This window comes from Paenibacillus arenilitoris (genome assembly GCF_014705655.1).
GTDB classification, from domain to species: domain Bacteria; phylum Bacillota; class Bacilli; order Paenibacillales; family Paenibacillaceae; genus Pristimantibacillus; species Pristimantibacillus arenilitoris.
Genome location: NZ_JACXIY010000005.1, coordinates 84,273 through 108,955 on the forward strand (window position 1 = coordinate 84,273; position 24,683 = coordinate 108,955).

The following is a 24,683-nucleotide window of genomic DNA, read 5'->3' on the forward strand; positions in this document are numbered from 1 at the left end:
GGCTGAGCCGACCATTGATGATCCGCTGATCATGATGGATTATATTCGGATTCTAGATTGAATTCGATTGGAAAGATAAAATAAGCGCCGCGACGACGGGCGTGGCGATCATTCCGGTCTTCAGCAGCCATGCCGGCGCATGCTTCGTGAACTTGGCGCCGATATACGAGCCGGTCATGGTGCCGCACAGGACGGTGAGCAGCAGCGGAACGTCCAGCAGCCCGGCGCGGTAATAACCGACCGCCCCCGCCGCCGCAATCGGCAGGATGACGAGCATCGACGTTCCCGCCGCCGTCCGCATCGGCAGCCCGAGAAGGAACATCAGCCCGATCTGGATAAATGGCGTGGACCCGATTCCGAACGTCCCCGACAATCCTCCGGTTATTAGCCCAACGGCGACGGCCATGGCGTAGTACCGGAAGCCCCTTGCCGAGACGAACGCCGCCGATCCTTCCTTGCCGAACGAAAGCCGAAGCCAGAGCGTCGCGCTCGAGAGCGCCAGCATACCTCCGGTTAACCACTTCATCGCGCCGGGCGAAATCGCGATCGAAAGGCCCGAGCCCAAGTAGGCGGCGGCCGCGCCGGTCAATCCGACGAGCAGACCGCCGGCGACGTCGGTATTTTTGGAGCGAAGCTGGCCTATCGCTCCCGAGAGGGAGGTGAACGCCATGGCGGCGAGCGCCGTCCCTACCGCGGCATGGATCGGATAATGAAAGCCGACCGTCAAGATCGCCAGTATAAAGCCCGAGCCGCCCGCGCCGACAAAGCCCAGAAGCATTCCGACCGCAAACATGGCGGCAATAATCGCGATAATCGTCAACGTTGTCCCGACCTTCCAAATATTAGATGATAAGCAGGGCACTGCCCTTCATTCATCTTAACTTGCGCCTATTATGACGTCTAATGTATTATTTAAATGGATCCAATGCATTAATGTTATGATTTGCAGCCGGCTAACTTAACGATCATCATCGAAAGCAGGGATGCGTATGGAATGGCAGCAGCTTGAATATTTTCAAACCGTGGCGAGGATGCAGCACTTCACGCGCGCGGCGGAGAAGCTCACGATTTCACAGCCGGCGTTAAGCCGTTCCATCGCGAATTTGGAGGCGGAGCTTGGCGTGCCGCTGTTCGACCGCCAAGGTCGGAGCATACGGCTCAACCGGTATGGCGAACGATTTTTGAAGCGGGCCGATCGGGCGCTGAAGGAAATTCAGGAGGGGAAGGAGGAGCTTGCGGCTTACCTCGACCCCGATAGCGGCACCGTCATTCTGTCCTTCCTCAAATCGCTCGGCCTGTCGGCAGTCCCGAATTTGCTCAGGGAATTCGGCAGGCAGGCGCCGCATATCCGGTTTGAATTGTTCCAGCAATCGACCCGGGACATGCTCGACGCCTTGGAGAAGGGCGAGGCGGATTTCGCGTTGTCGTCCATGACCGAATTCCGCGGCTCCGTTGCATGGCGCCGCTTATGGGAGGAAGAGCTGTACGCATACGTACCGGAAGGGCATCCGCTGGCCTCGAAGCCGTCGATCGAAATCGGCGAGCTGGCGGAAGAGCCGTTCATCGCCGTCAAGAAAGGATACGGATTGAGGACGATATCCGACCGATTGTTCGAACAAGCCGGCATCGCGCCGAAGATTACGTTCGAAGGCGAAGAAGTGGTCACCGTGCTCGGCTTCGTGTCGGCGGGGCTCGGCACGTCCATTTTGCCCGAAATGCCCGATCTGGTGCAGAGCAGAGCCGTCCGGCTCCGCATCGCGGGCGCAGGCAGCAGACGCAGTATCGGCCTTGCCTGGCACAAGGACGGTTACTTGTCTCCCCCCGCCGAGCGATTCAGGAGCTTCCTGATTGCGCGCTTTAAGGAAGAGACTTCTTCCCCGTAGAACGGCTCTCGGCATGGCTCATTCGACGTATCGGCCTCTCAGCCTTGTTTCCGCTGCCGGAACAACCATTCGATCATTTGCTTGTTCGCGTAAGCCGGCACCCACGAGCCATGATTGTAATTCAAATCGGCAGCGTATTCCGTATAAATGGGAGCTCCTCCCGCTTCCCGTATCCGCTCGATCGCCTCGCGGGTATACGAGACGGGAATGACGGCGTCGTCCTCCGCATGGAAAGCCCAGATCGGCTTGCCGGCCAGCGCCGGCATCTTGTCCGGATCGCCGCCTCCCGCAATCGGAACCATGGCCGCGAACAAATCCGGCGCTATCGCGTAGGTATGGAAGGTGCCGAATCCCCCTTGCGACAAGCCCGTCACGTACAGCCTGTCGCGGTCGATGCCGTATTGCTCCGCGACGAGCCGGACGATCTCGACGGCCGTCCGCACATCCTCGCCGACTTCGAATACCCGGCTCAATTCGATCACGTCGTCGTTCGCCGCGTCCCGCGTCAAGCCGAATCCCCCGCCCGGCACGTTGCGCGCTTGCGGAGCCAGCACGAACGAAGGGTTTGCCGCCTGATGCTCCGGCGCTGCCCAGATGACGGCACCGTCGCTGGCGAGCAACTGCCTTTCGTTGTCGTCGCCGCGCTCAGCGCCGCCATGCAGGAACAACACAAGCGGATACGGCTCGCCGCCCGGTTCGTATTGCGCCGGTATGTACAACCGATAGGGCATCGATCGATAAGTAAAGCTTAGAAATCTGGAAGCGATCGTTTCCCTCGATTCGAATTCGTAGCGAAAGGTCGCCGTTTCGCTGACCGCTTGTCCCTTAAGCGCCCCTGCGACAGGCTGGCGGTCTTCCGGTCTTATCGCGACGGCCTTGATCGTCGTCGTTCGCTTAACGGCAATGGGTCCGGAGTACCGCGTCGATCCCACAGACGGTTCGCTGCCGTCGAGCGTGTAATGAATCGCCGCATCGGGAGCAGCCGAGCGCAACCGCACATGCTGATCCGTATAATATGCGCCCGGGGCGGGCGATGCCGTCAGAGCGGCAACCTTTTCCCCGTTTTCGAATAAATATTGTTCCATACGAGCGTCCCCCTATCACCCGGATCAAATCCGTTCCGTGGCTCCTCCATTATAATTGGCGCCGCCGCTTCTGCATAATTGATAATTAACATGAATTTCATGCAAAAAAATGATCGTTTTTCCCTCTCGCTCGGCAGTATAACGACCTGCTTCACGCCGATTCATGCGAAAAAGCTAGCATGGCGATGCCCGTTCCCGGCAGGAACAAGAGAAGCGGCTGCCCCGGCAGCCGCTTCTCTTATCCCTTCCTTCTTAGTTCGGCCCGCGGAACGGCGCGTTCATGAGCGGAAACACGCTGCGGAAGCCGGGCAGGCCGCGCTTGATTTCGACCGGCCCTTCCCATGTCATCGTCATGAGCTCGGTGATCAGCGGGTTTCTTTCCAGCTCGATGAACTGCCGCTTCTTCCAATCCGCCGCGTCGGTCGCGGTATCCGGCAATACGGGGATATCCGTAAACCGGATTTTTTTCCATACGGCATCGGTAACGGCCGTCTCCCTTGTCGGGGCGGGCTCCAAATAGGCAATCTCCCGTATATGCTTCCAGTCCCACTTCGTGCCTGCCGCCGGTTTTTTCCGCTTGCCGTAACGATACCACAACACTTTGCCGTCGCGCGTGAACGCATAGATCACGCCGTCTCCCGCGGCAACGACCGCTTGAAATCCGTTCCAGCCGGTGCCGATTTCATCGCGCGCCTCCCATTCGAGCGTCCCTTGCAGGTAGCCCGTATGCACGTGCCGCTCCAGTACGCCGTCCTGGCGAATGGCGTAGATGACCCCGCCGCCGCCGGAGAACACCTTGACGAAATCGCCCCAGCCGTTTCCTACCTTAACCGATGGAGCCCAAGTGGTAACGTCTCCCCCGTACGATGCGCCGTCATGGCGGTACCAGATCAAGTCGCCGTTCGGCTGTATGCCGTAGATGACGTGCTCGCCGCCCGAGAAGACCGATTTGAAGCCCTGCCAGCCGTGCCCGACCTCCCGGGGTTCCCCCCGCCATTTGCCGGTTCCTTCGAAAAAGCCGTCGTGTCCGTACCACATCAGCTTGCCGTCCGGACGAATGCCGTAGACGGCGGCCCCGCCGCCCGAGAACACCGAAGTAAAATCCCCCCAGCCGTTGCCGATCTTGACCGGTCCCTTCCACTCGGCGGAACCGCCAGGACGGCTTGCTTCCTCGTTGCGGTACCAGTGGAGATCGGCGTTCTGCGCGATCACGTAGAGAACGGCCGGTGCGTAAACCTCCGTCGTCGGAAATTGCCCGATAAACGGTTTCTTAAGGGTACCTGCGCTCGAGACATGCTCCAGCGTCTCCGCCAGTCCTTGCAGCATATCGATCCCGGAAGCGCTCTCGGCATCAAGCTCCAGCGAAGGCGCTCCGAGGGTTGCGGGATCCACCGTGCACAGCACATGGTCGCTCTCCATCGTCAAATCGAAGTGATCGCCGCGCTTCAGGTCGCCGTCCATCCAGTTCTGAACCTCGAAGAACCAGTTGCACACCCGGTTGACCGGATGCGCGCTGCCGGCGATCGCGAAGGCCCGGATTTGCCATTTGATGTTCTCCGCGATCGACTCAGGCGCTCCGAGCTCCCCGTCCGCGTATTTATCGAAGCCCGGCCGGACCGATACCGCGGCAAGGTGACGGGCGATCCGGCCCGCGTCGTCGTCCAGCCGCTCCTTGGCCCCGAGCTGTACGACCTTCTCCCGGGCGGCCAGCCAGGTCAGAACCGCCATCGCGTACACCGGGAGTGTCGGCAAATGTTTAAATTGCTGCGGGGCCAGCGAGGTGACGGCGTGCGTGCTGCCGGTCTGCGGGTTAAAGACGTCCTTCGACACGACATCCGTCCATCTCCAGATGTCGAAGTCGTTGCGGATGAATTTGTCGAGCGTAATGCCGGCTTCATTGGCGGTCCGAACCGCCGCCTCCAAGTCCCGGGCCGGAGATTGCAGCGCCAGATTGGCCGTTCGAATCTCATCGAGATAATCCAGCAGGTCGCGGTTCGTTTGCCGGTTCGACTCGATGGCGACTTGATTGACCAGTTCGTCCATCCGCTGGTCGAGCAGGTTAAGAACGAAAATGATGCCGTCGATCTGCTTCTGCATATCCCGCAGCGCATCTTGGACCGAAGTGTCGTTCTCCAACCATTCCAGCACCTCCATAATAAACGCGACGCCTCCGATGACCGTCGCGATCGCGGCCCCGGCCGGGCCGGCGGCAGGCAGCATGCCCGCCATCGTGCCCGCTACGGATGCTTCAAGCTTAAAGCCTTTTTCCGTAAACCCTGCCATAAACAAATCCTCCTTAAGGTGGAATCGTTTGAACGCAGCTCCCGTGACAATCCCCGCTAAGTACGCAATTGAACGGCGCCAATTCGGTGAGAGTCTATCATTCCGAAGTGGCAGTCGTCAATCAACTTAAATACCCATTTTTATCCACAAAATAAACCGGGATTTTAACCGAGGTACGCTGGACATCCGCTACAAAAAAAAGCATCGAACCCCTTGTCTATCAAAGGGTTCGATGCCTATCGGCCGTTACCGGTATCGCCGCTGCCGCAAGCATTCATAGAGCAAAACGGTCGAAGCCATGGCCACGTTAAGCGATTCGGCCTCGCCGGCCATCGGAATGATGACCGATTCGTCGACCAGCGCCCGCACCGCCTCGGACAAGCCGTCGGATTCGCTGCCCATGAGCAGCCAGGTCGGCTGCGTCCAGTCGTAGCCGTAGCAAGTATGCTCCGCTTGCAGACTCGTCCCGACGAGCTTCGCGCCTCTTGCCCTCGCCTTCGGAAGAAGCTCCGTCAGATCGGCCTCGATGATCGGCAGATGGAACAGCGAGCCCATCGTCGAGCGTACCGTCTTCGGGTTGTACAAGTCGACGCAGCCTTTGCCGAGCACGACAGCGTCCGCGCCCACGGCGTCGGCGCTGCGGATGATCGTACCCGCGTTGCCCGGGTCGCGAACGCCGTCCAGCGCGACGACGAGGCAATCGCCGCCGAACAACGCTTCCGGGTCCGCCGACAGCTTCGCGACGACGGCGAACGCCGGCGGCGGCGTATCCGTCCCGGTACACTTCGCCATGACGGCCCGCGAAGCTTGAATCCAATCCGCCTTGACGTCCGTCCGCGTCCTCTCCCGGAGCAGCTCGGCCGGCAAGCCGCGCTCCGCATCGTACACGATGGCCGATACGTCCGCCTTGCCCTTCAGCGCCTCCAGAATCAGATGGATGCCTTCAATGATAAATCGGCCGGCGCGGTCTCGGTATTTTTTGTCCAGCAGGGAGGCCCACTGCTTGGCCTTCTCGTTCTGGACGGAGGCGATCATTTGATCTTGATATTCGTTCATCGTTTTCGTTAACCTTCCGAATAAGCGATTTCCAGATTTTTTAAATCCGAGTTTTTGCCGACGACGACGATCACGTCCTCTTTGCCGATCAAATCGTCCGCGTAAGGCGCGATATTCATCGAGGTGCCTGTTTTGATCGCCATGACGTTGCATTTATATTTCGCGCGGATGTCGAGCTGCTTCAAGCTTTTGCCGATCATTTGCTCCGGCGCCTTAAGCTCGATGATGCTGTAATCATCCGATATTTCGATATAGTCGAGAATGTTCGGCGATACCAGATGATGCGCAACGCGCTGCCCCATGTCCCGCTCCGGGAAAACGACCTTGTCCGCCCCGATTTTATGGACGACCTTGCCGTGCAGCTCGCTTTGCGCCTTGACGATGAGCATCTTCACGCCCAGATCCTTCAAGATCAATGTCGTCAGAATACTCGACTGAATATCTTGTCCGATCGCCACGACGACGACGTCGAAATTCCGGATGCCGAGCGCCCTGAGCGCTTCCTCATCGGTGCAATCCGCCGCTACCGCATGCGTTACGCTACCTACGACCTCCTGCACCCGCTGCTCGCTGGAGTCGATCGCAAGCACCTCGAAGCCCATATCCGTCAACGATTTGGCAACGCTGGAGCCGAAGCGCCCCATGCCGATGACCGCGTACTGTTTTTTCGCCATTGTTACCGTATCCTCCTTGCAGGGATGACTGCCGCGTTCTTCTCCACAGTATACCATAGCCGGCGGGTTTGGATGAAAACGGCATTTTCCGGATATAGTAAACGGGTAAAAAAATGAGAATGCGACAGGAGGTACATTCAATTGAATACCATTGATTTGCGTCAAGCGATCGTCATGCGCGTACAGGACAATTCCGCGCAAGAGCTCTCCGAGGTGATCGAGGATTCGATCGGGGCGGACGAGCAGACGCTGCCCGGCCTGGGCGTGCTGTTCGAGATGATCTGGCAGCATTCCACCGAGCCGGAGCAGCATCGCATGGTCGATTCGCTGTACAAGCATCTACATCACAACGAACGCGCGAACCCGTCTCAATAACGCGTCGACGCCCGGTAGACGGCCTGCCCGCCGACGATCGTATCCGTCACCCAAGGCAGCCCTTCAAAACGGTCGACGACGATTAGATCGGCCGCTTTGCCCGGCTCGATGGAACCGAGCTCGCCATCCGCGCGAAGCGCCTGCGCCGGATGGAGCGTCGCCATCCGGACGGCTTCCGGCAGAGCGGCCACCCCTTCGTCGGCCAGCTTGAAGACGGCCGCTAGCATCGAGGACGGGTGGTAGTCCGAGCACAATATATCCGCCGCTCCGGCGGATACGGCGTCGAGCGCCCGCAAGTTTTTGTCATGCGAGACGCCCCTTACGACGTTGGGGGCGCCGACGCAAACGTGTAGCCCCCGCTTCGCCGCATGCATCGCGGTTTCCAGATTGATCGGGAATTCGCATACGGAAACGCCGTACCCGATCGACTCCTCCACTTTGTCCGCGGAATCGTCGTCATGCGAGGCGACGGCAATGCCGCGCTCGCCGGCAAGTCGGCCGAGCCGCCGCAGCCCCTCCCAATCCACCCGCTTCCTCCGCTCCGTCAGATCGGCCACGATCTCGCGAACTTCTTCGGCGTTCACGCCTTGATTTTTCATCACGTACCGCTCGAAGGAACCCGGCGCCCGGTATTGGCCCTGCCCCGGCGAATGGTCCATGAACGACAAATAATCGATCGCGTTCCCGTTCAAATAGTTTTCCACGATCGCCATGCCGGCCAGATGGGATACTTCGAACCGCAAATGAATTTTGTTGCGCACCATCGACCTTCGGCTCCGGTAGGCGCGAATATGCTCGACCATGCCGGTAAGCAGATGGTCGCCGCGCAAGCTAAGCCCGACCCCCAGCGACAACGAATGGTACATCGTCGTAATGCCGTGCGCCGGCAGCTTCCGCTCGAATTCGAGCAGCGCCATATCCAGCGGAAACAGCGTGTTCGGACGCGGCTGCACCTCCTTCTCGATCGCGTCGCAATGAATGTCGATCAAGCCGGGCAGCACGTAGCGCCCCCTCGCGTCGATCGATTCGGCGTCCGGATGCCGTCGCAGCCACTCCGCCACGCCTTCCTCGTCGCCAAGCACGGCGTCGATGCGCCCGTCCTTGACGGCAACCGCTCCCTCAAGCAGCCGATCCGGCAGCGCTACCGTTCCATTTTTTACGATTAGCGGATTTATTATCGAATTCATCCCATTGCTCATCGGTTCGGTCGTCCCCTTATCCATACGTCGTTTCATCCAAATAAGCTTACCATATCCAGGAGGCGAAAATCATCCGCAGGCGAGCGGAAAGCGCCGCGCTGCGCCTAACCCGACAAAATGATAAAAATGTCCCACGCCGCGCCATTCCAGCTCCCGCTAACCTGCGTTATTCTTAGGGAAGGAGGCGATTATCCAGTGAAGAAGAAACCGAACATTTTGCTTATTACGAGCGACCAGCAGCATTGGAATACGATCGGCGCGTTTCAAAGCGAGGTGCATACGCCGAATTTGGACCGGCTCGTCCGCGAAGGGACGACTTTCACCAGAGCCTATTGCCCGAATCCGACGTGTACGCCGAGCCGGGCGTCCATCATAACCGGCATGTACCCGAGCCAGCACGGCGCCTGGACGCTCGGAACGAAACTGCTGGAGGACCGGCACTGCGTCGGCGACGACTTCGCGGCGGACGGCTGCAAGACCGCCCTCATCGGCAAAGCCCACTTCCAGCCGCTCCGTTCGACGGACGAATATCCGTCCATGGAAGCGTATCCGACGCTGCAGGACTTGGACCTGTGGCGCGGCTTCGAAGGCCCGTTCTACGGCTTCGATCATGTCGAGCTCGCCCGCAACCATACGAACGAGAGCCACGTCGGCCAGCATTACGCCTTATGGATGGAGGAGAAGGGCTGCGCGAACTGGCGGGACTATTTCCTTCCGCCGACCGGCACGATGGATCCCGGCCTCACGTACAAATGGCCGATTCCGGAGGAATACCACTACAACACCTGGATCGCGGAGCGGTCGAACGCGCTGCTCGAGCAGTATGCCAAGGACGGCGACAGCTTCTTCCTCTGGTCGAGCTTCTTCGATCCGCATCCGGAATATTTGGTGCCGGAGCCTTGGGATACGATGTACGATCCCGAAACGTTAACGATCCCGGGCCTGACGCCTGGCGAGCATGATAACAATCCGCCCCATTTCGGCAAAACGCAGGAGGACAACCCCGACTTCTCCGACCTGCTGGAGTCCGGTTACGGCGTTCACGGCTACCGTTCCCATCACTACTACGAGTACGGCAACAAGTTCAAGCTTACGGAGGACGACCGCAAGAAGCTCGTCTCCGTCTACTACGGCATGGTCAGCATGATGGACAAATACATCGGCCGCATTCTGGATAAGCTGGACGAGCTGGGCCTCGCCGACGATACGATCGTCGTCTTCACGTCCGACCACGGCCATTTCTTCGGCCAGCACGGCCTGCAGGCCAAGGGCGGCTTCCATTACGAGGACCTGATCCGGATTCCGTTCATCGTTCGTTACCCGGGGCGTGTGCCCGCCGGGGCGCAATCGGACGCGATCCAGTCGCTCGTCGATCTCGCGCCGACGCTGCTTTCCTACCGCGGAATCCCGGTCCCGCACGCGATGACCGGCGTGGATCAGAGCGAGGTATGGAACGGCGCGAAGTCAAGCGCCCGCGACCATGCCATCGTCGAATTCCGCCACGAGCCGACGACCATCCACCAGAAGACGTACGTAGACGACCGCTACAAAATAACGGTTTACTACAACCAAACGTACGGCGAGCTGTTCGATTTGCGGGAAGATCCGCAGGAGCTGCGCAACCTGTGGGACGATCCCGCAAGCGCCGGATTGAAGGCCGAGCTGATGCTGAAGTACATCTGGGCCGAGCTCGGCAAAGAATCGATGCCGATGCCGCGCATCTGGCACGCCTGACGCGAACAGACCTCCGTCCCGCGGTTTCTGCGGGCGGAGGTCTGTTTTTTCTATGATTCTATACGCCGCTAAGCGAACTCCTTAAGCAATTTGATGAACAGCCCGCCGACGACCGACCGGTTCTGGAAGTTCATCTGCTTCGCCGTCGACGTATCGTACCAATCGGTCATCGGAACGCGGTTGCCGGACTCGTGCATGGCCAGCCACAGCGGCTCGATCATCCGCTCGAAGCCTTCCTTGGTCGGCGCAAGCGCCGCGCACCAGACGAGCCAATCCGACTTCGTATACGTATTCCGGCTGTCGAGCGGGATGCCGTACCGGTTCTGCTTGGCCGAATAATAAGAAATTTCCCGTTCGACGACTTCCTTCGGGAACAGCTCCAGGCCGAAGAAACGGTCCCATACGAGATTGTATTTCATGCTCCAAGTGTCCGACGCGCTGTCGAACGTCAGCTTGTAATGATCGCCCGCACCAGCCATCTCCGCCCACTGTGCCGCATTTTCCTTCGCCGCCCGGGCGTAGCGCGCTTCCTCTTCCTTCTTGCCAAGCATGCCGCATAAGATCGAGTAGGAGCCGAGGCCGAGGATGGCTTTGACGGAAAGATTGGCGTTATGCGCCAAATGGCCGGCAAAGTCGTCGGTGCACAGCTGATTGTCAGGATCGAGGCCGTGCTTCAGCAAATAATCGGCCCAATCGCTCAGAAGGGACCAATGCTCCTCCGCAAATCGCGCGTCTTTCTCGTAAGAGCATACAGCGGCGGCCATGATGAGCATATTGCCGCATTCTTCGATCGGCATTTGGCTCTCCCGCGCGTTCTCGCCGTACACCTGCCCATTCGCCTTCGGGTAGCAGCCTGCGTCATGGGGGGCGAACTCGAATACCCACGCCTCGCTGGCGGCATACCGGAAGATCGGCCGCATCATGCCTTTGACGAGCTCGGGATTGTACCGCAGGAACAACGGGATGGACGGATAGCTGACGTCTACCGTCGCGATGCAGCCGTTGCTGAAATTTTCTTTCGAGAAGAACAGCGTATTGCCCTTCCCGTCCGTCACCAGCTTATGGGCCGCGACGGCCTGCCTGTAGGCGAGCGAAAGCAGCTGCTCGTACTTCGCTCCTCCCGCAGCCTCGCTGTCCCGCTTAAGCTCACGGTTGAATGCTTCGCATCGTTCCAAAATGTCCCCGTACTGCTCCGCCGCGGCCGCAAGCATCTCCTCGAAGGACATCCCGTTTCGGCGCCAATACGCTTCCAGTGGCTCGCCGAAATATTCAATGGAACGGATATCGTCGTACGCGGCCATGACGAATCGGGACCGCGGCTCCGCATCGACGCGGCCGAAATCGATCGCGGCGGCCATGACCGGCGTCTCGTCCGCCGCCGCGCGAGGCTGGCGCTCATCGTCCTTGGGCGGCAGTTGGCCGGTGTCCGCGAACCGCCTTCTGACATCGGAAGGCTGAATGGCCGTCTGTACGCCGTTTTCTTGCGGCACGGCCAGATAGCAGTAGCCCCAATCGATTCTCGTATCGTCCCCGGTGCGCTGCAGAATCGGCTGCTCCACCGTTCCGATGCGCATGGCGGTCAGCCCGCCGCGCAGCTTATCGCGGGACCAGGCGACCGTCTGATCCGTCGTATGCACGCACAGCTCGGCGGACATATCCACGTACAGCTGAACGTCGTGCGGCTTGCCGTCGACGGAACGGACGCGGAAGGAGACGTAGGTGACGGGCCTCGACAACAGGTCCAGGTCGTCCGGCAGCAGCGGCGTCGTGAAGTCGGCCGTAAGCTCTACGCCGTTTTTCTCCATCACGTAGCGGGTCGTCAGCGGATCGACCTGCACGCGGATTTGGCGCATCGTCTCCGGCGGCTCCCCGCCGCGGCCGTCAAGCTCGGCTTTGCCCATGAATACGCTTGCAACTCCGTCGATTCGAATAAGGCCCGCCATGCTGTTGCGCTTATTGGTCCAGTGCACCGTGTGATCGTCGTAGAGGCGATCCGCCGCCGACCATACGCTGAAATAAGGATCCACCGTAATGAGAGGCACCGACGGGGGACGAAAGGCTGAAGACATGTGAACAGCTCCTTTGTAAAAGTAAATGGATGCTTGATTTTATTCGGTCACGAAATAGGATTCGTCAAGCAACGCCCATTTCCTTTACCGTCACTCGAATGAAGTCAAGAAATAGCGCGTACAGCACTTCGATGGACGATTCGCTGCTCGGGCTGCCCTGCAATATAGAAATTTTCGCTTCGTTCAATGCGTAGCGAGCTGTTCTCCAGCAAGGCGGAATCGCGTTCGTAGCCGTGGTTGATAATGACTCCGTCGACGGGCAGCATCGTCGCCTCGCCGGTCTCGTGGTTCGTCAGCTCCACGCGTTCGATCGACTCATGATTCGCGCCGGCAATCAGCTTCGTAATCGTCGTATGGAAGTGGCAGGAGACGGAGCTGTCCAGCAGCTGCTTTACTTGCGCCTCGTGGCCCGTCAACGCGCTTTTGCGGTAGGTCAAATGCATCTTCTGCACGTTCCGCCGCCCACTTTCAATACGCCCGAACCGGAAAGAACGCTAACCGGCTCATCTCCCCGCGTTAAACGAAAAAAAACCGCAAGGCTTGTTATCCCTGCGGCTTCCTTCACGGCATGTCCTGCTATTCCTTCGGGATGAACCGGTAAATCTCGCCGGTCTCGAAGGAATCGATCAGCCTCTCCAGCCATTTGTAGTATTTCAGCGCCTCGTCGATTTTTTGCGCGTCGCTGTCCAGCACCTGCACAAAGGCGGTCTCTCCGGCATACTGTTCCTTCAGCGCTTCGATTTCCTTCAGCGAACGTGCTAGCGCGGCCATATTCTGCTCGACTGCCTTTCTCCATTTAATAGAGAAGAAGTCCGCGAAATTTTGATGCCAATCCGGCACGACCTCGTACAAATCCTTCCGCGAGCCCTTGCCCCATACTTTATTGATCATCTTGAGGTCATGCAGCGTGCGCATGCCCGTGCTCATCGACGTTTTGCTCATGCCCATCGTCTCGCTCATCTCGTCGAGCGTGACCGGCTCCTGGTTGAAATACATATTTCCATATAAATGGCCGATGGATAGCGTAATGCCGTATAAGTCCATGTTTTTGCCGATCGATTCGATAACCCGCCTGCGCGTACTGTTCAGCTTAACGCGTTGTTCCTCTGTCAAAACCGCAAGTTCATTCATGAATGTTCCTCCCGAGGAGTGTCGTTCCCTATCAATCCTACAACAAGTATTGTAAACAAATGCGTCTCCATATGTAAAGAAAGCTTTTGGTACGAAAAAGGGAGTTATCAGGAGGATACCGTACATAAAGTTCGTAAAGTTATAACTGTACAAATTATACGGAGGCTCACGCCTTTTGACCCTTACAAAGTTAACCAGCTACACTTGTAGAGTCGAAATATTCCACAAGGGGGCATAACATGGCGATTATAGAAGCCAAGAGGCTGACCAAAGTTTTCGGAACCGATCCGAAAAAGGCGATCCCGCTGATGGATAAAGGATGGTCGAAAGAGAAAATATTCGCGGAAACGAAGCTTACGGTCGGGGTTAACCAGGCGGACTTCGCGATCGAGGAAGGACAAATCTTCGTTATTATGGGCTTGTCCGGCAGCGGCAAGTCGACGCTCGTGCGTCTTCTTAACCGGCTGATCGAGCCGACATCGGGCCAAGTGCTTTTCAACGGAACGGACGTGCTCCGCATGTCGCCCGAGCAGCTCAGACAATTCAGAAGAAAAAATATCGGCATGGTGTTTCAAAAGTTTGCGCTATTCCCGCACCGCACCGTCATTCAGAACATTGAATACGGCCTCGAAGTACAGGGCATCGACAAAAACAAGCGCCGGGAAATGGCGATGAGCGCGCTCGAGCTGGTCGGGCTTGCCGGCTGGGAGAACAGCTACCCCGATCAGCTGAGCGGCGGCATGCAGCAGCGCGTAGGGCTTGCGAGGGGGCTGGCCAGCGATCCGGACGTCCTGCTTATGGACGAAGCGTTCAGCGCGCTCGACCCGTTAATCCGCAAGGATATGCAGGACGAACTGCTCGAGCTGCAATCCAAGATGAAAAAGACGATCGTGTTCATTACCCACGATTTGAACGAAGCGCTGCGAATCGGTGATCAAATCGCCTTGATGAAGGACGGCGCCATCGTCCAGATCGGGTCGCCGGAGGAAATTCTGATGCAGCCGGCCAACAAATACGTCGAGCGCTTCGTGGAAGACGTCGATCTGTCCAAGGTGTTGACCGCGTCGCATGTCATGGTGAAGGCGGAGACCATTACGCCGGACAAAGGCCCTCGCGTCGCTTTGCAATTTATGCGCGACAGAGGGATATCCAGCCTGTACGTCGTCGACAAAGGGATGCGTCTGCTGGGCGTCGTTACGGCCGAAGACGCTTCGAACGCCATCAAGAACGGTCTTAAGCTCGAGGAAGTCATGGTCAGAGAAGCGCCCTCCGCGGCGCCGGATACGATGCTTCATGAACTGTTCGAGATGATGAGCAGCTCCAAGCTGCCGGTCGGCATCATCGACGCCGGAGGCAGGCTGAAGGGCATCGTGATCAAAGGCGCGGTTCTCGCCGCGCTGGCCGGCAATTCCACGCCGGAGGCAGGTGAACATCATGAATCTGCCTAAAATTCCGCTCGCGGACTGGATCGAATGGCTTGAGGCTTGGCTCGAAAACCATCTGGAGCCGCTTTTTGAACTGATACGAATCGTCGTAGGCGAGACGGTCGGAGGGCTGGAAACCGTTTTGAACGCGATCCCTCCCCTTATTCTTATTTTGATCTTTACCGCGCTTGCCTGGTATATCGGCAAGTGGAGAATGGCGCTGTTCACGTTAGTCGGTCTGTTTCTGATCGATAATCTCGGGCTGTGGAGCCAGACGATGCAGACGCTGGCGCTCGTGCTGACAGCAGCCTTCATATCGGTTATTTTCGGCGTACCTGTCGGCATTTTATGCGCGCGCAGCGGCACCGTTCAAAAAATCGTCACGCCGGTGCTCGATTTCATGCAGACGATGCCTGCATTCGTTTACTTGCTCCCGGCCATTACCTTCTTCTCGCTTGGCGTCGTTCCGGGCGTCATCTCGTCGATTATATTCGCGATTCCGCCGACGATCCGGCTCACGAACCTTGGCATCCGCCAAGTGCCGTCCGAGCTCGTCGAAGCGGCCGATGCGTTCGGCTCGACGCCTTCGCAGAAGCTGTTCAAGCTGCAGCTGCCGCTGGCGATGCCGACGATCATGGCCGGCATCAACCAGACGATCATGCTGTCGCTGTCGATGGTCGTCATCGCTTCGATGATCGGCGCGCAGGGCGTCGGCGCGTACGTCTACCGCGCCGTTACCCAAGGCAAGACGGGGGTAGGCTTCGAGGCCGGGCTGGCCATCGTTATTTTGGCCATCATTCTCGACCGGCTGACCCAGCAAGTCATAAACAAGAAGAAAACGGCATAATCGAATGCCTTCCGAAGCGATTTTTTGCTTCGCAAAAAATTTTAGCCTAATCTTCCGAAGCGATTTTTTGCTTCGCAAAAAATTAAGCCTAACCTTCCGAAGCAATTTTTTGCTTCGCAAAAAATTTTAGGAGTGATAGTTTGAAATCGTACAAATGGAAATTCGTCGCAGCAGCGGCAATGGTGGTCGCTTTACTGGCAGGATGCTCTTCCGCCAGCGGTAGCGGAGATAAAAAAGTTACTCTGGCTTACGTAGCGTGGGACTCCGAGATCGCGAGCACGCATGTCGTGAAGGAAGTGCTCGAGCAGAAGCTTGACTACGAGGTCGAGCTGATGCAGGTCGACGCGGGTCCGATGTGGGCCGGCGTATCCGACGGCAGCGCCGATGCGATGGTCGCAGCTTGGCTGCCGAGCACGCATGCTTCCTATGTAGAGAAATACGACGGCCAATACGACGATCTTGGCCCCAACCTCGAAGGCACGAAGGTCGGATTGGTCGTTCCGCAATATATGGAAATTAACAGCATCGAAGAGTTGAACGACGCCGTCGGCGAAACGCTCGATTATACGATCGTCGGCATCGAGCCGGGCGCCGGAATTATGATGGCCACGGAGAAGGTGCTGGACGAATACGGCCTGCGCGATAAGTGGACGCTGCTCGAGAGCTCTTCGGCCGCGATGACGCAAGAGCTGCAGAAGGCTTACGACAACCAGGAGCCGGTCATCGTTACGGGCTGGACGCCGCACTGGAAATTCGCCAAGATGGATCTGAAATATCTCGAGGATCCAAAAAACGTATACGGCGGAGACGAGCAGATTCATACGATTGCCCGCAAAGGCCTTAACAACGACCAACCGGAGGCTTACGCCTTCCTCGACAAGTTCAACTGGACGCCGGATGACATGGCCGCCGTCATGATTCAAATCCAGGAAGGCAAATCGCCGGAAGAAGCGGCGAAAGCCTGGGTAGAGGAAAACGCGGACAAAGTAGACGCGTGGTTGCAGTAACGCACAAAGAAGGAGCAGAGCGGTCATAACCCGCCTGCTCCTTTTTTTTGCCGTTCGGCTTCCGTGCTAGTCGAGCGCGTAAGGCGCAAGTCCGAGCGGGAACGGAGCCGGACGCTCGCAGGTACTCTTCATGACGTAATGCACGCCTTGCTCCGAGGCGTCGTGGAAGCCATGCATCGCTTCGAGCACATGGTAGGCGAGCTCGCCGTTCGCGCGGTGCTTGCGGCCGGTTTGGATCGCCTTCGCCATGTCGGCGGCGCCGACGCCGCGGGCGTTCTCCGTATAGCCGTAAGCGAGCGGAATGTCGGCCCATTCCTTGGAGCCGGCCCGCCATATTTTGATCGAGCCGCCGAAGCCGTTCGGATCCGGCACGAGCAGCGTTCCCGCGCTGCCGTATACCTCGATGCGCGGAAGCGTCGAGCCGCCCTTCACGTCGAAGCTCGTGAGCAGCGTGCCGATCGGACCGGAAGCGAAGTCGATGACGCCGGCGATATGGGTCGGCACCTCAACCTCGACCTTTTGGCCGTATTTCGGCTTGCTCGTAATGGTGCGCTCCGGGTAGGAGATGCGCGCGGAGCCCGTCACGCGCGTGATCGGCCCGAGCATGGCGACCATCGCGGTCAAATAATACGGCCCCATATCGAACATCGGGCCGCCGCCCTTCTGATAGTAGAACTCCGGCGACGGATGCCAGGATTCGTGACCGCCGCCGACCATGAAGGCGGTTGCGCCGATCGGCGTGCCTATCCAGCCGTCTTCGATCAGCTTGATGCATGTCTGAATGCCGCCGCCGAGGAACGTGTCCGGCGCGCTGCCGACGAGCAGCCCCTTCTTCTCCGCGAGCGTCAGCACCTCCTGCGCTTCTTCGCGCGTGACCGCGAACGGTTTTTCCGTATATACGTGCTTGCCCGCTTCCAGCGCCTTCAAGCATACCGTAGCATGCGCCTGCGGAATCGTCAAATTGATGATCAGCTGAATTTCCGGATCGGCAAGCAGCTCATCCACCGAGCAGCCGCGCACGCCGAACTCCTCTCCTCTTGCCTTGGCCCGCTCGACGTCCAAATCCGCGCAAGCGACGACCTGAAGCGCGTCGAAGCGATCCCCGTTTTCGAAATAAATGCCGCTGATGTTCCCCGTACCGATAATGCCCGCTTTAATTTTATCCATGTTCGCCCTTCCCTCGCCCACTCATAATAGATCGTCCGTTTAACGGACTATAGCTGATTGTCCGCCATACCGCTGTACGCGGCCGCTCCCGCCCCGGCTTCCGCCGCAAGCGACTTGCCTTCCGCGCACCACAGGAAGCCCCGTCTCATCAGCTCTTTGACCGTCGGTATTTCGATAATATCGGCATGATGGCCGAGCGAATTGTAATAAACCCGTCCTACGCCCCAGCGCTTCGTCCATACGACCGGCATGTCGACCGCCTTGTTGAGCGAATGCGGGCCCGGCGCCAGCGGGAACCGCGTCGTCGCCAGCACCTCGACCGCCGGATCCACGTGCAGGTAATATTGCTCGGAACGCACCGCAAAGTCCTCGATGCCCGCCGTTAGCGGGCTGGAGGAATAATTGATATTCACGGTGTATTCCACGCCGTCGTTGCCCGGATGCGCGACCCATTGCCCGCCCGTCATGAACTGCCAATCGACGTTCTCGCGGAACGCGTCGCACATGCCGCCATGGCAGCCGGCGAGGCCTACGCCGCTTTGCACCGCGGCCGATACGTTGTCGACGAGCTTCTGTTCGATCCGTGCCATCGTCCATACCGGAACGATCAGATCGAGTCCCTTCAGCTTCTCCGCGTCCGCGAACGCCTCCAGCGTGTCCGATACTTCAACCTCGAAATTCTCGCCGACGAGCACCTGGCGGAAAATTTCCGCCACCTCCTTCGGCTGGTGGCCGTCCCATCCTCCCCATACGATCAAAGCTTTTTTCATTTGCCGCTACCGTCCTCTCCGAATCCGCTTTATCCTCTCGTCCTACGACAACTCGCTGATCGATACCCAGCGGCGCTCCTCGATCGAGCGATCGACCGCTTCCAGCACCTCTTGGCATTTCACGCCGTCCACGAAGTTCGGCACCGGCTGGCGGTTATCCGCGAAAGCTTGCATCAGCTCATGCACCTCGTGCGTGAACGTATGCTCGTAACCGATCGTATGACCCGCTGGCCACCATGCGTCCATGTAAGCGTGGGCCGGGTCCGTTGCCAGCACGCGGCGGAAGCCCTGCACGTCCTCGGCATCGTCGGCAAAATAAACCTGAAGCTCGTTCATCCGCTCGAAGTCGAACTTGATGCTGCCTTTGCTGCCGTTGATCTCGAAGCCGTTCGTGCAGCGATGTCCGGCCGCGAAGCGAGTAGCCTCGAAGCTTCCCAAAGCTCCGTTTGCGAACCGCGTCATGAACAGCGTCGCGTCGTCGACCGTTACCTCGCCGCGCGGCGCATCGTCGCTGCCCTTCGCGCTAAGTCCCGTCATCGCCGACGCGATCGGGCGCTCTTTAATGAACGTCTCGCTCATGCCGATAACCTCGTTGAATTCGCCGACCAGGAAGCGCGCCATATCGATCAAGTGCGCGCCCAGGTCGCCGTGGGAGCCGGAGCCGGCGATTTCCTTCTGCAGGCGCCATACGAGCGGGAAGCTCGGGTCGATGATCCAGTCCTGCAGAAATACGGCGCGGAAATGATAAATTTTGCCGATGCGGCCGTCCTCGACGAGCTTCTTCGCCAGCTGCACCGCCGGCGCGAACCGGTAGTTGAAGCCGACCATATGCTTCACGCCGGCCTTCTCCGCCGCCTCGAGCATTTCGCGGGAATCGGCAAGCGTCAGCGCCAGCGGCTTCTCGCAGAACAGATGCTTCCCGGCGGCCGCGGCGGCCAGCGCGATATCCTTGTGCGCGTCGCTCGGCGCGTTAATGTCGATCAGATCGATGTCGTCGCGGGCGATCAGCTTCCGCCAGTCCGTCTCGGAAGTTTCCCACCCGAACTGGGCCCGGGCCTGCTCGAGCCCGACCGGATCGCGTCCGCAGATCGCTTTCATCTCCGGCTTGATCGAATTCGGGAAAAACATCGGCAGCGCGCGGTAAGCGTTGCTGTGCGCCTTGCCCATAAATTTGTAACCGACCATCCCTACTCTTACTTTATCCATTGAACAGCCACCTCTCCCTGGTTTAAGATGTTTCCCTTCGAATGAAGCTGACCGGCAGCATCGTGCCGCCGTCCTGCAAGGCCGAGTCGCCTAGCTCCGGTTCGAGAAGCCTGGCGGCGGCCATGCGGCCCATCTCGTAGAAAGGCACCGCAACCGTCGACAACCGCGGACTCGTAATGCGCGAGCCGTCCGAATCGTCGTAGCCGACCAGCGCGTAGTGATCGCCTGCCTCGATTCCCCGCTCGCGCAGTCCTTGCAAGAGCCCGATCGCCATCCGGTCATTGGCCGCGAATACGGCGTCGATGCCGCCGCCGCGGATCCTCTCCGCGATCGTCCCCGCCAGCTCGTAGCCGCTCTTGCGGCTGTAGTTGCCGGCGAAGATACGCTCGTCCTCCCGCTCGACGCCGGCTTCCGCCAGCGCGGCCAAGTAGCCTTCCAGCCGGTCGGCGCTGTTGGAATACTCCTCCGGACCGTTCACGAACGCCACCTTGCGCTTGCCCTGCGCGAGCAAATGCCGGACCGCTTCCCGGCTGCCGGCCAAGTGATCGGCATCGACCGTCTCGTACCGCTCGTCGTCATAGCGCTGATTGACGAGGCAGAACGGATGGCCGCCCGCCTTCAGCTCGGCCAGCGCCGCCCGCTCCTCGGGTACGTCCCGCGAGCCGAGCACGATGCACGCGTCGATCTTCTGCATCCGGAACAGCTTCGCGTAATCCCTCGCCCCTTCCGGTTCCCGGAAGATGAGCAGCAGGTCGTACCCGCACCGCTTCGCCGTCTCGCCGATTCCGCTCAATATTTCCGAGAAATAATACGTCGAGAACAGATGCACCTTCGGCACCGCCGGCAAAATGACGCCGACATTCCCGCTCCGGCGGCGGGCGAATTGCTGGGCGAGCGCGCTCGGCACGTAGCCGAGCTCGGCAGCCGCCTTCAAGACGCGCTCCCGCGTCTTTTCTTTCATCGGACCGACGTTGTTCAACACCCTGGACACGGTCGCCTCGGAGACGCCGGCCAGCTTCGCGACTTCTTTCCTGCTAATGTTCCAAAGCCTCCTGAATAGTGAATGTTCTAGGCTGTCCTCATCATTTAATGTACACGCGTACATTATGGCATGAAACCGTTTCATCGTCAACTGGCACTTTCGAGACCGGGAAGACTATGGAACATCCGCTGCGTAACGGACACCTGTGCCGTTATTCAACCGAACTTAGCCATTCCGGCAAACGTAACGGACATGAGCGTCCTTATTTCGCCAAATCGAAGCATGAAAAGTAAAATTTCAAGCCAATAACGTCTCCCGCGTCCTTTAAAAAGGCAAAGTTGCCTGTTTCATCGAAATAAGGGCAGCTCTGTCCTTTAGAATGCAGCTCTCTCTCCGGCGAACGACATCGTCCGGTCCGAAACCGCCGGCTTCGGATTGCCTATTCAAAAAAAAGACAGCCTCGGTACAGGTTTCCCCGTCCTTGACTGCCGCTTGTATTACGATCTCGTAAATATGGCGTTCCGCCGATTTCCATTAGCATCATGCCAATCGCTCGAGCTGCCGGACGACTTCGTCTAAATAAAATATACCCTGATTCGATTTGCAGCCGGCAACGAAGAGCTTGCCTTCCCGGTGTCCGGTCAGAAGCTCCTTGATCGCGTCTTCGCGCCAGACCCAGTCGTCGGAACCGTCCGGCAAGCGGACCCAATGGCTCCATTCGTCGCTGTCGGTATCGACGGTCCGGTGGCCTCTCTCGGCAAGCTTCTCCAAGGCTGTCGTCTTTCCCGTTCCGGACATTCCGGTGACCAATATTGTCGGCATAGCGCCTCCTTCATCAATAAGACCCGGCAGCTGCCATCCGCGTCCGGGTCGACTAACCTAGCTGACCATAAGCAGCCTCGCCTACTTCCTCGCGATTTCGGTAATCCAATCGTACACGGCCGCAAGCGCGTTCGCGTCGCGGCTCTCGCTCATCCGGTCGATGTAGGTCCGGCGGCCTTCGTACAGCCGCTCGATCCCTTCGATCAAGCTGTCCGCCGTCAGCTTCTCTTCGTAGAGCACCTCGCAATAGCCCGACTTCTCGAACGACTGCGCGTTCAATATTTGATCGCCCCTGCTCTGCTCCTTCGTCAGCGGGATGAGCAGCATCGGCTTTTTCAGCGCCAAAAATTCGAAAATCGAGTTGGAGCCCGCGCGCGAAACGACGAGATCGGCCATAGCCAGCACGTCCGGCAGCTGCTCGTTCACGTATTCGAACTGCTTGTAGCCCGGCGCCGTTACGATCGGATCCACCTGCTTCTTCCCGCATAGATGTACGATTTGAAATGACTTGGAGAGGCGGGGTAGCGCCTGCCGTACCATCTGGTTGATTTTGCGGGAGCCGAGGCTGCCGCCCATGACGAGAATGACCGGCTTGCTTCTCGTAAAGCCGCAATATGCCCTGCCCTTCTCGGCGTCGCCCCTCTTCACTTCCTCGCGAATGACCGCCCCGACGTGGCGGGACTTATCCGGCTTCAGCATTTGAACCGTCTCCGGGAACGTCGTGCATACGCCGGTTGCGAACGGGATGGAAATCCGATTCGCCAGCCCCGGCGTCAGATCCGACTCGTGAATGAGCAGCGGAACCCGGTTCAGCCAAGCTCCGATCACGACCGGAACGGACACGAACCCGCCTTTGGAGAATATGACGTTCGGCTTCTGCCTCTTAATGAGCCGGTAAGCCTGGAACAGCCCCTTGACGACCTTGAACGGGTCCTTCACGTTTTGCAAATCCATATATCTTCTCAGCTTGCCGGTCGAGATCGGATAATACTGCACCTCCGGAATCGTCGCGACGAGCTGCCGCTCGATCCCGCTCTCCGAGCCGATGTACCGGACCGACCAGCCTTCCTCCAGAAACTTCGGGATGAGCGCCAGGTTTACGGTTACGTGACCGGCAGAGCCTCCCCCGGTGAACATTATGGTTTTCATGGATGACAAGCCACCTATCGTCTAGTATCCATTTATTATACGGATAAAATTTCGATTTAGCACTATGGCCGCGAGCGCAGGCCGCAAGGCACCGGCATGCAAAAAAAACCGGAGCCGTCCACCCGGCGGCCTGAGCCCGTTCCGCGAAGAAACGCAAAAAGCATCCCCGGCCGCGGGCGGCGCTGCGCCCTGCGAGCCGGGAATGCTTGCTGCCTCCCGTAACCGCCGCCGCTTACGGCGCGGTTTCCAGAAACTTCGACGTCGGATTTTTGTCCATGGCCGTACGCATTGCGTACTCGTTCTCGAACAAGACGACGTAATTGTCCTTCTTATCCTTCACGAGCGTCGTATTGATCCGGAATTTGGCCGGATCGATCTTCTCGTCGACGATCCATCGCGCGAATTGGAACGTCATCCGGTGCAGCTGAATATCGACGCCGTACTCCGCCTTCATCCGATGCTCGAATACTTCGAACTGCAGTTGGCCGACGACGCCGAGAATCGTTTCGTCGAAGTTGCCCGTCGAGTAGAACACCTGAATCGTGCCTTCCTCCGTCAGCTGGTCGAGCCCCTTCTGGTACTGCTTATGCTTCAGCGCGTTCTTCACGGTCACCTTGGCGAAAATTTCCGGCGAGAATGTCGGCAGCTCGTCGAACACGATCTCCGACCCCTGCGACAGCGAATCGCCGATGCGGAAAATGCCCGGATCGAACAAGCCGACGATATCGCCCGGATAGGCGGTATCGACGATGTCGCGGTCCTGCGCCAGAAATTGCTGCGGCTGCGACAGCTTGATGTCTTTGCCGTTGCGTACGTGGCGTACGCTCATGCCGCGCTCGAAGCGGCCCGAGCAAATGCGTAGAAACGCGATCCGGTCGCGGTGCGCCGGATTCATGTTCGCCTGGATTTTGAATACGTAGCCGCTGAACTTCTCGCTCGTCGGCTCCACCGCGCCCGTCGTGCTCATCCGGGAAGTCGGCTTCGGCGCCAGCTGCAGGAAGTTCTCGAGGAACGTCTGCACGCCGAAGTTGTTCACCGCGCTTCCGAAGAAGACCGGCGTCAGCTCGCCCTCCCGCACTTTATCGAAGTCGAACGGATCGCCCGCGACGTCGAGCAGCTCCAAATCCTGAATCAACTGGTCCGTCAAATAGTCGCCCGCCATCTCGCGGATGATCGGGTCGTTGTAATCGGCGACGGGACGAACCTCGATCGTCGAATGGTCGTTGCCCTGGAACAGCTCGACCTGGTTTTTCATCCGGTCGTACACGCCGCAAAGCTCGCGTCCCATGCCGATCGGCCAGTTCATCGGAACCGAACGGATGCCGAGCACGCGCTCGAGCTCCTCCATCAGGTCGAACGGACTTTGCCCTTCGCGGTCCAGCTTGTTAATGAACGTGAAGATCGGAATGCCGCGCTTGCGGCATACCTGGAACAGCTTGATCGTCTGCGCCTCGACGCCCTTGGCGACGTCGATCAGCATGACCGCGCTGTCCGCCGCGGTGAGCGTGCGATACGTGTCTTCGCTGAAATCCTGGTGGCCCGGCGTATCGAGAATGTTGACCCGATGTCCCAAGTAATCGAACTGCATGACGCTGGACGTAACGGAAATGCCCCGCTGCTTCTCGATTTCCATCCAGTCGGACGTCGCGTGGCGGCTTGCTTTGCGCGCCTTGACCGACCCCGCTAGCCGAATGGCTCCCCCGAACAGGAGGAGCTTCTCGGTCAGTGTCGTTTTCCCTGCGTCGGGGTGGGAGATAATGGCGAACGTGCGCCTTTTGTCCACTTCCCGTTTAATTTCTTCGTTTAACGATTGACTCATG

At 58.7% G+C, this 24,683-nt stretch carries 21 protein-coding genes and 1 pseudogene; 6 read left to right on the forward strand and 16 right to left on the reverse strand.

Annotated elements, in window-relative coordinates:
• Positions 1 to 52 precede the first annotated feature (52 nt).
• Positions 53 to 793, reverse strand: coding sequence for a sulfite exporter TauE/SafE family protein (locus IDH41_RS04480; protein ID WP_190858737.1), 741 nt, complete (start codon positions 791 to 793; stop codon positions 53 to 55).
• A gap of 196 nt (positions 794 to 989) precedes the next feature.
• Between IDH41_RS04480 and IDH41_RS04485 the strand changes: the two genes are divergently transcribed.
• Positions 990 to 1,883, forward strand: a complete 894-nt coding sequence (locus tag IDH41_RS04485) for a LysR family transcriptional regulator (RefSeq protein WP_190858668.1) — start codon at positions 990 to 992, stop codon at positions 1,881 to 1,883.
• 38 nt (positions 1,884 to 1,921) lie between these two features.
• Here IDH41_RS04485 and IDH41_RS04490 read toward each other — a convergent pair whose 3' ends face one another.
• From IDH41_RS04490 to IDH41_RS04505, 4 genes are all read right to left on the reverse strand, one after another.
• Positions 1,922 to 2,968: a chitobiase/beta-hexosaminidase C-terminal domain-containing protein gene (locus IDH41_RS04490; protein ID WP_190858670.1), complete on the reverse strand. Its 1,047-nt coding sequence runs from the start codon at positions 2,966 to 2,968 to the stop codon at positions 1,922 to 1,924.
• 252 nt (positions 2,969 to 3,220) lie between these two features.
• Entirely contained in the window at positions 3,221 to 5,251 is a 2,031-nt protein-coding gene (locus tag IDH41_RS04495; RefSeq protein ID WP_190858672.1) for a tachylectin-related carbohydrate-binding protein, read from the reverse strand.
• A 246-nt stretch (positions 5,252 to 5,497) separates the two neighbouring features.
• Positions 5,498 to 6,307 (reverse strand): TrmH family RNA methyltransferase, encoded by an 810-nt coding sequence (locus IDH41_RS04500; RefSeq protein WP_190858674.1) that lies wholly within the window; start codon positions 6,305 to 6,307, stop codon positions 5,498 to 5,500.
• Positions 6,308 to 6,315: 8 nt separating this feature from the next.
• The gene (locus tag IDH41_RS04505; RefSeq protein ID WP_397327446.1) at positions 6,316 to 7,038 is read right to left on the reverse strand and encodes a potassium channel family protein; all 723 of its coding nucleotides are present in this window, start codon (positions 7,036 to 7,038) and stop codon (positions 6,316 to 6,318) included.
• A gap of 84 nt (positions 7,039 to 7,122) precedes the next feature.
• On the opposite strand from IDH41_RS04505, the gene sspI reads away from it, so the two are divergent.
• Complete coding sequence (gene sspI, locus IDH41_RS04510; RefSeq protein WP_190858678.1) at positions 7,123 to 7,356, forward strand: small acid-soluble spore protein SspI; 234 nt, start codon at positions 7,123 to 7,125, stop codon at positions 7,354 to 7,356.
• Here sspI and IDH41_RS04515 read toward each other — a convergent pair.
• On the reverse strand, positions 7,350 to 8,579 hold the full coding sequence (locus IDH41_RS04515; RefSeq protein ID WP_223829442.1) for an alpha-D-ribose 1-methylphosphonate 5-triphosphate diphosphatase: 1,230 nt from the start codon (positions 8,577 to 8,579) through the stop codon (positions 7,350 to 7,352). The two genes, sspI and IDH41_RS04515, sit on opposite strands and share 7 nt — an antisense overlap.
• Before the next feature lie 171 nt (positions 8,580 to 8,750).
• Between IDH41_RS04515 and IDH41_RS04520 the strand changes: the two genes are divergently transcribed.
• The gene (locus tag IDH41_RS04520) at positions 8,751 to 10,289 is read left to right on the forward strand and encodes a sulfatase family protein (RefSeq protein WP_190858680.1); all 1,539 of its coding nucleotides are present in this window, start codon (positions 8,751 to 8,753) and stop codon (positions 10,287 to 10,289) included.
• A gap of 68 nt (positions 10,290 to 10,357) precedes the next feature.
• Here the strand turns inward: IDH41_RS04520 and IDH41_RS04525 are convergent, their stop codons facing one another.
• The 3 genes and pseudogenes from IDH41_RS04525 to IDH41_RS04535 all read right to left on the reverse strand — a co-directional run bounded on the left by IDH41_RS04525 (position 10,358) and on the right by IDH41_RS04535 (position 13,489).
• A complete protein-coding gene (locus IDH41_RS04525; protein WP_190858682.1) occupies positions 10,358 to 12,358 on the reverse strand; it encodes a glutaminase family protein in 2,001 nt (666 codons plus the stop codon).
• 115 nt (positions 12,359 to 12,473) lie between these two features.
• A pseudogene (locus IDH41_RS04530) lies at positions 12,474 to 12,807 on the reverse strand (thioredoxin reductase); the annotation flags it as partial.
• Between the two features lie 127 nt (positions 12,808 to 12,934).
• The gene (locus tag IDH41_RS04535) at positions 12,935 to 13,489 is read right to left on the reverse strand and encodes a GbsR/MarR family transcriptional regulator (protein WP_190858685.1); all 555 of its coding nucleotides are present in this window, start codon (positions 13,487 to 13,489) and stop codon (positions 12,935 to 12,937) included.
• Between the two features lie 239 nt (positions 13,490 to 13,728).
• Here IDH41_RS04535 and IDH41_RS04540 point away from each other — a divergent pair, with 239 nt between their 5' ends.
• From IDH41_RS04540 to IDH41_RS04550, 3 genes are all read left to right on the forward strand, one after another.
• Positions 13,729 to 14,937: a quaternary amine ABC transporter ATP-binding protein gene (locus tag IDH41_RS04540; RefSeq protein WP_190858687.1), complete on the forward strand. Its 1,209-nt coding sequence runs from the start codon at positions 13,729 to 13,731 to the stop codon at positions 14,935 to 14,937.
• A complete protein-coding gene (locus IDH41_RS04545; protein ID WP_190858689.1) occupies positions 14,924 to 15,760 on the forward strand; it encodes an ABC transporter permease in 837 nt (278 codons plus the stop codon). Before IDH41_RS04540 ends, IDH41_RS04545 begins: the two co-directional genes overlap by 14 nt.
• A gap of 140 nt (positions 15,761 to 15,900) precedes the next feature.
• Entirely contained in the window at positions 15,901 to 16,767 is an 867-nt protein-coding gene (locus IDH41_RS04550) for a glycine betaine ABC transporter substrate-binding protein (RefSeq protein WP_317890677.1), read from the forward strand.
• A 66-nt stretch (positions 16,768 to 16,833) separates the two neighbouring features.
• Here IDH41_RS04550 and IDH41_RS04555 read toward each other — a convergent pair whose 3' ends face one another.
• The 7 genes from IDH41_RS04555 to IDH41_RS04585 form a co-directional block, all read right to left on the reverse strand.
• A complete protein-coding gene (locus tag IDH41_RS04555) occupies positions 16,834 to 17,934 on the reverse strand; it encodes a Gfo/Idh/MocA family protein (RefSeq protein WP_190858691.1) in 1,101 nt (366 codons plus the stop codon).
• Positions 17,935 to 17,981: 47 nt separating this feature from the next.
• On the reverse strand, positions 17,982 to 18,704 hold the full coding sequence (locus IDH41_RS04560) for a ThuA domain-containing protein (RefSeq protein ID WP_190858693.1): 723 nt from the start codon (positions 18,702 to 18,704) through the stop codon (positions 17,982 to 17,984).
• Between the two features lie 42 nt (positions 18,705 to 18,746).
• Positions 18,747 to 19,910 carry a Gfo/Idh/MocA family protein gene (locus tag IDH41_RS04565; RefSeq protein WP_190858695.1) on the reverse strand — a complete coding sequence of 388 codons (1,164 nt, stop codon included), beginning with the start codon at positions 19,908 to 19,910 and terminating at the stop codon, positions 18,747 to 18,749.
• A gap of 22 nt (positions 19,911 to 19,932) precedes the next feature.
• Complete coding sequence (locus tag IDH41_RS04570) at positions 19,933 to 20,949, reverse strand: LacI family DNA-binding transcriptional regulator (protein ID WP_317890678.1); 1,017 nt, start codon at positions 20,947 to 20,949, stop codon at positions 19,933 to 19,935.
• Positions 20,950 to 21,432: 483 nt separating this feature from the next.
• A complete protein-coding gene (locus IDH41_RS04575; RefSeq protein ID WP_190858697.1) occupies positions 21,433 to 21,714 on the reverse strand; it encodes an AAA family ATPase in 282 nt (93 codons plus the stop codon).
• An 81-nt stretch (positions 21,715 to 21,795) separates the two neighbouring features.
• Complete coding sequence (locus IDH41_RS04580) at positions 21,796 to 22,863, reverse strand: undecaprenyldiphospho-muramoylpentapeptide beta-N-acetylglucosaminyltransferase (protein ID WP_190858699.1); 1,068 nt, start codon at positions 22,861 to 22,863, stop codon at positions 21,796 to 21,798.
• A 232-nt stretch (positions 22,864 to 23,095) separates the two neighbouring features.
• Positions 23,096 to 24,682, reverse strand: coding sequence for a peptide chain release factor 3 (locus IDH41_RS04585; RefSeq protein WP_190858700.1), 1,587 nt, complete (start codon positions 24,680 to 24,682; stop codon positions 23,096 to 23,098).
• Position 24,683 lies beyond the last annotated feature (1 nt).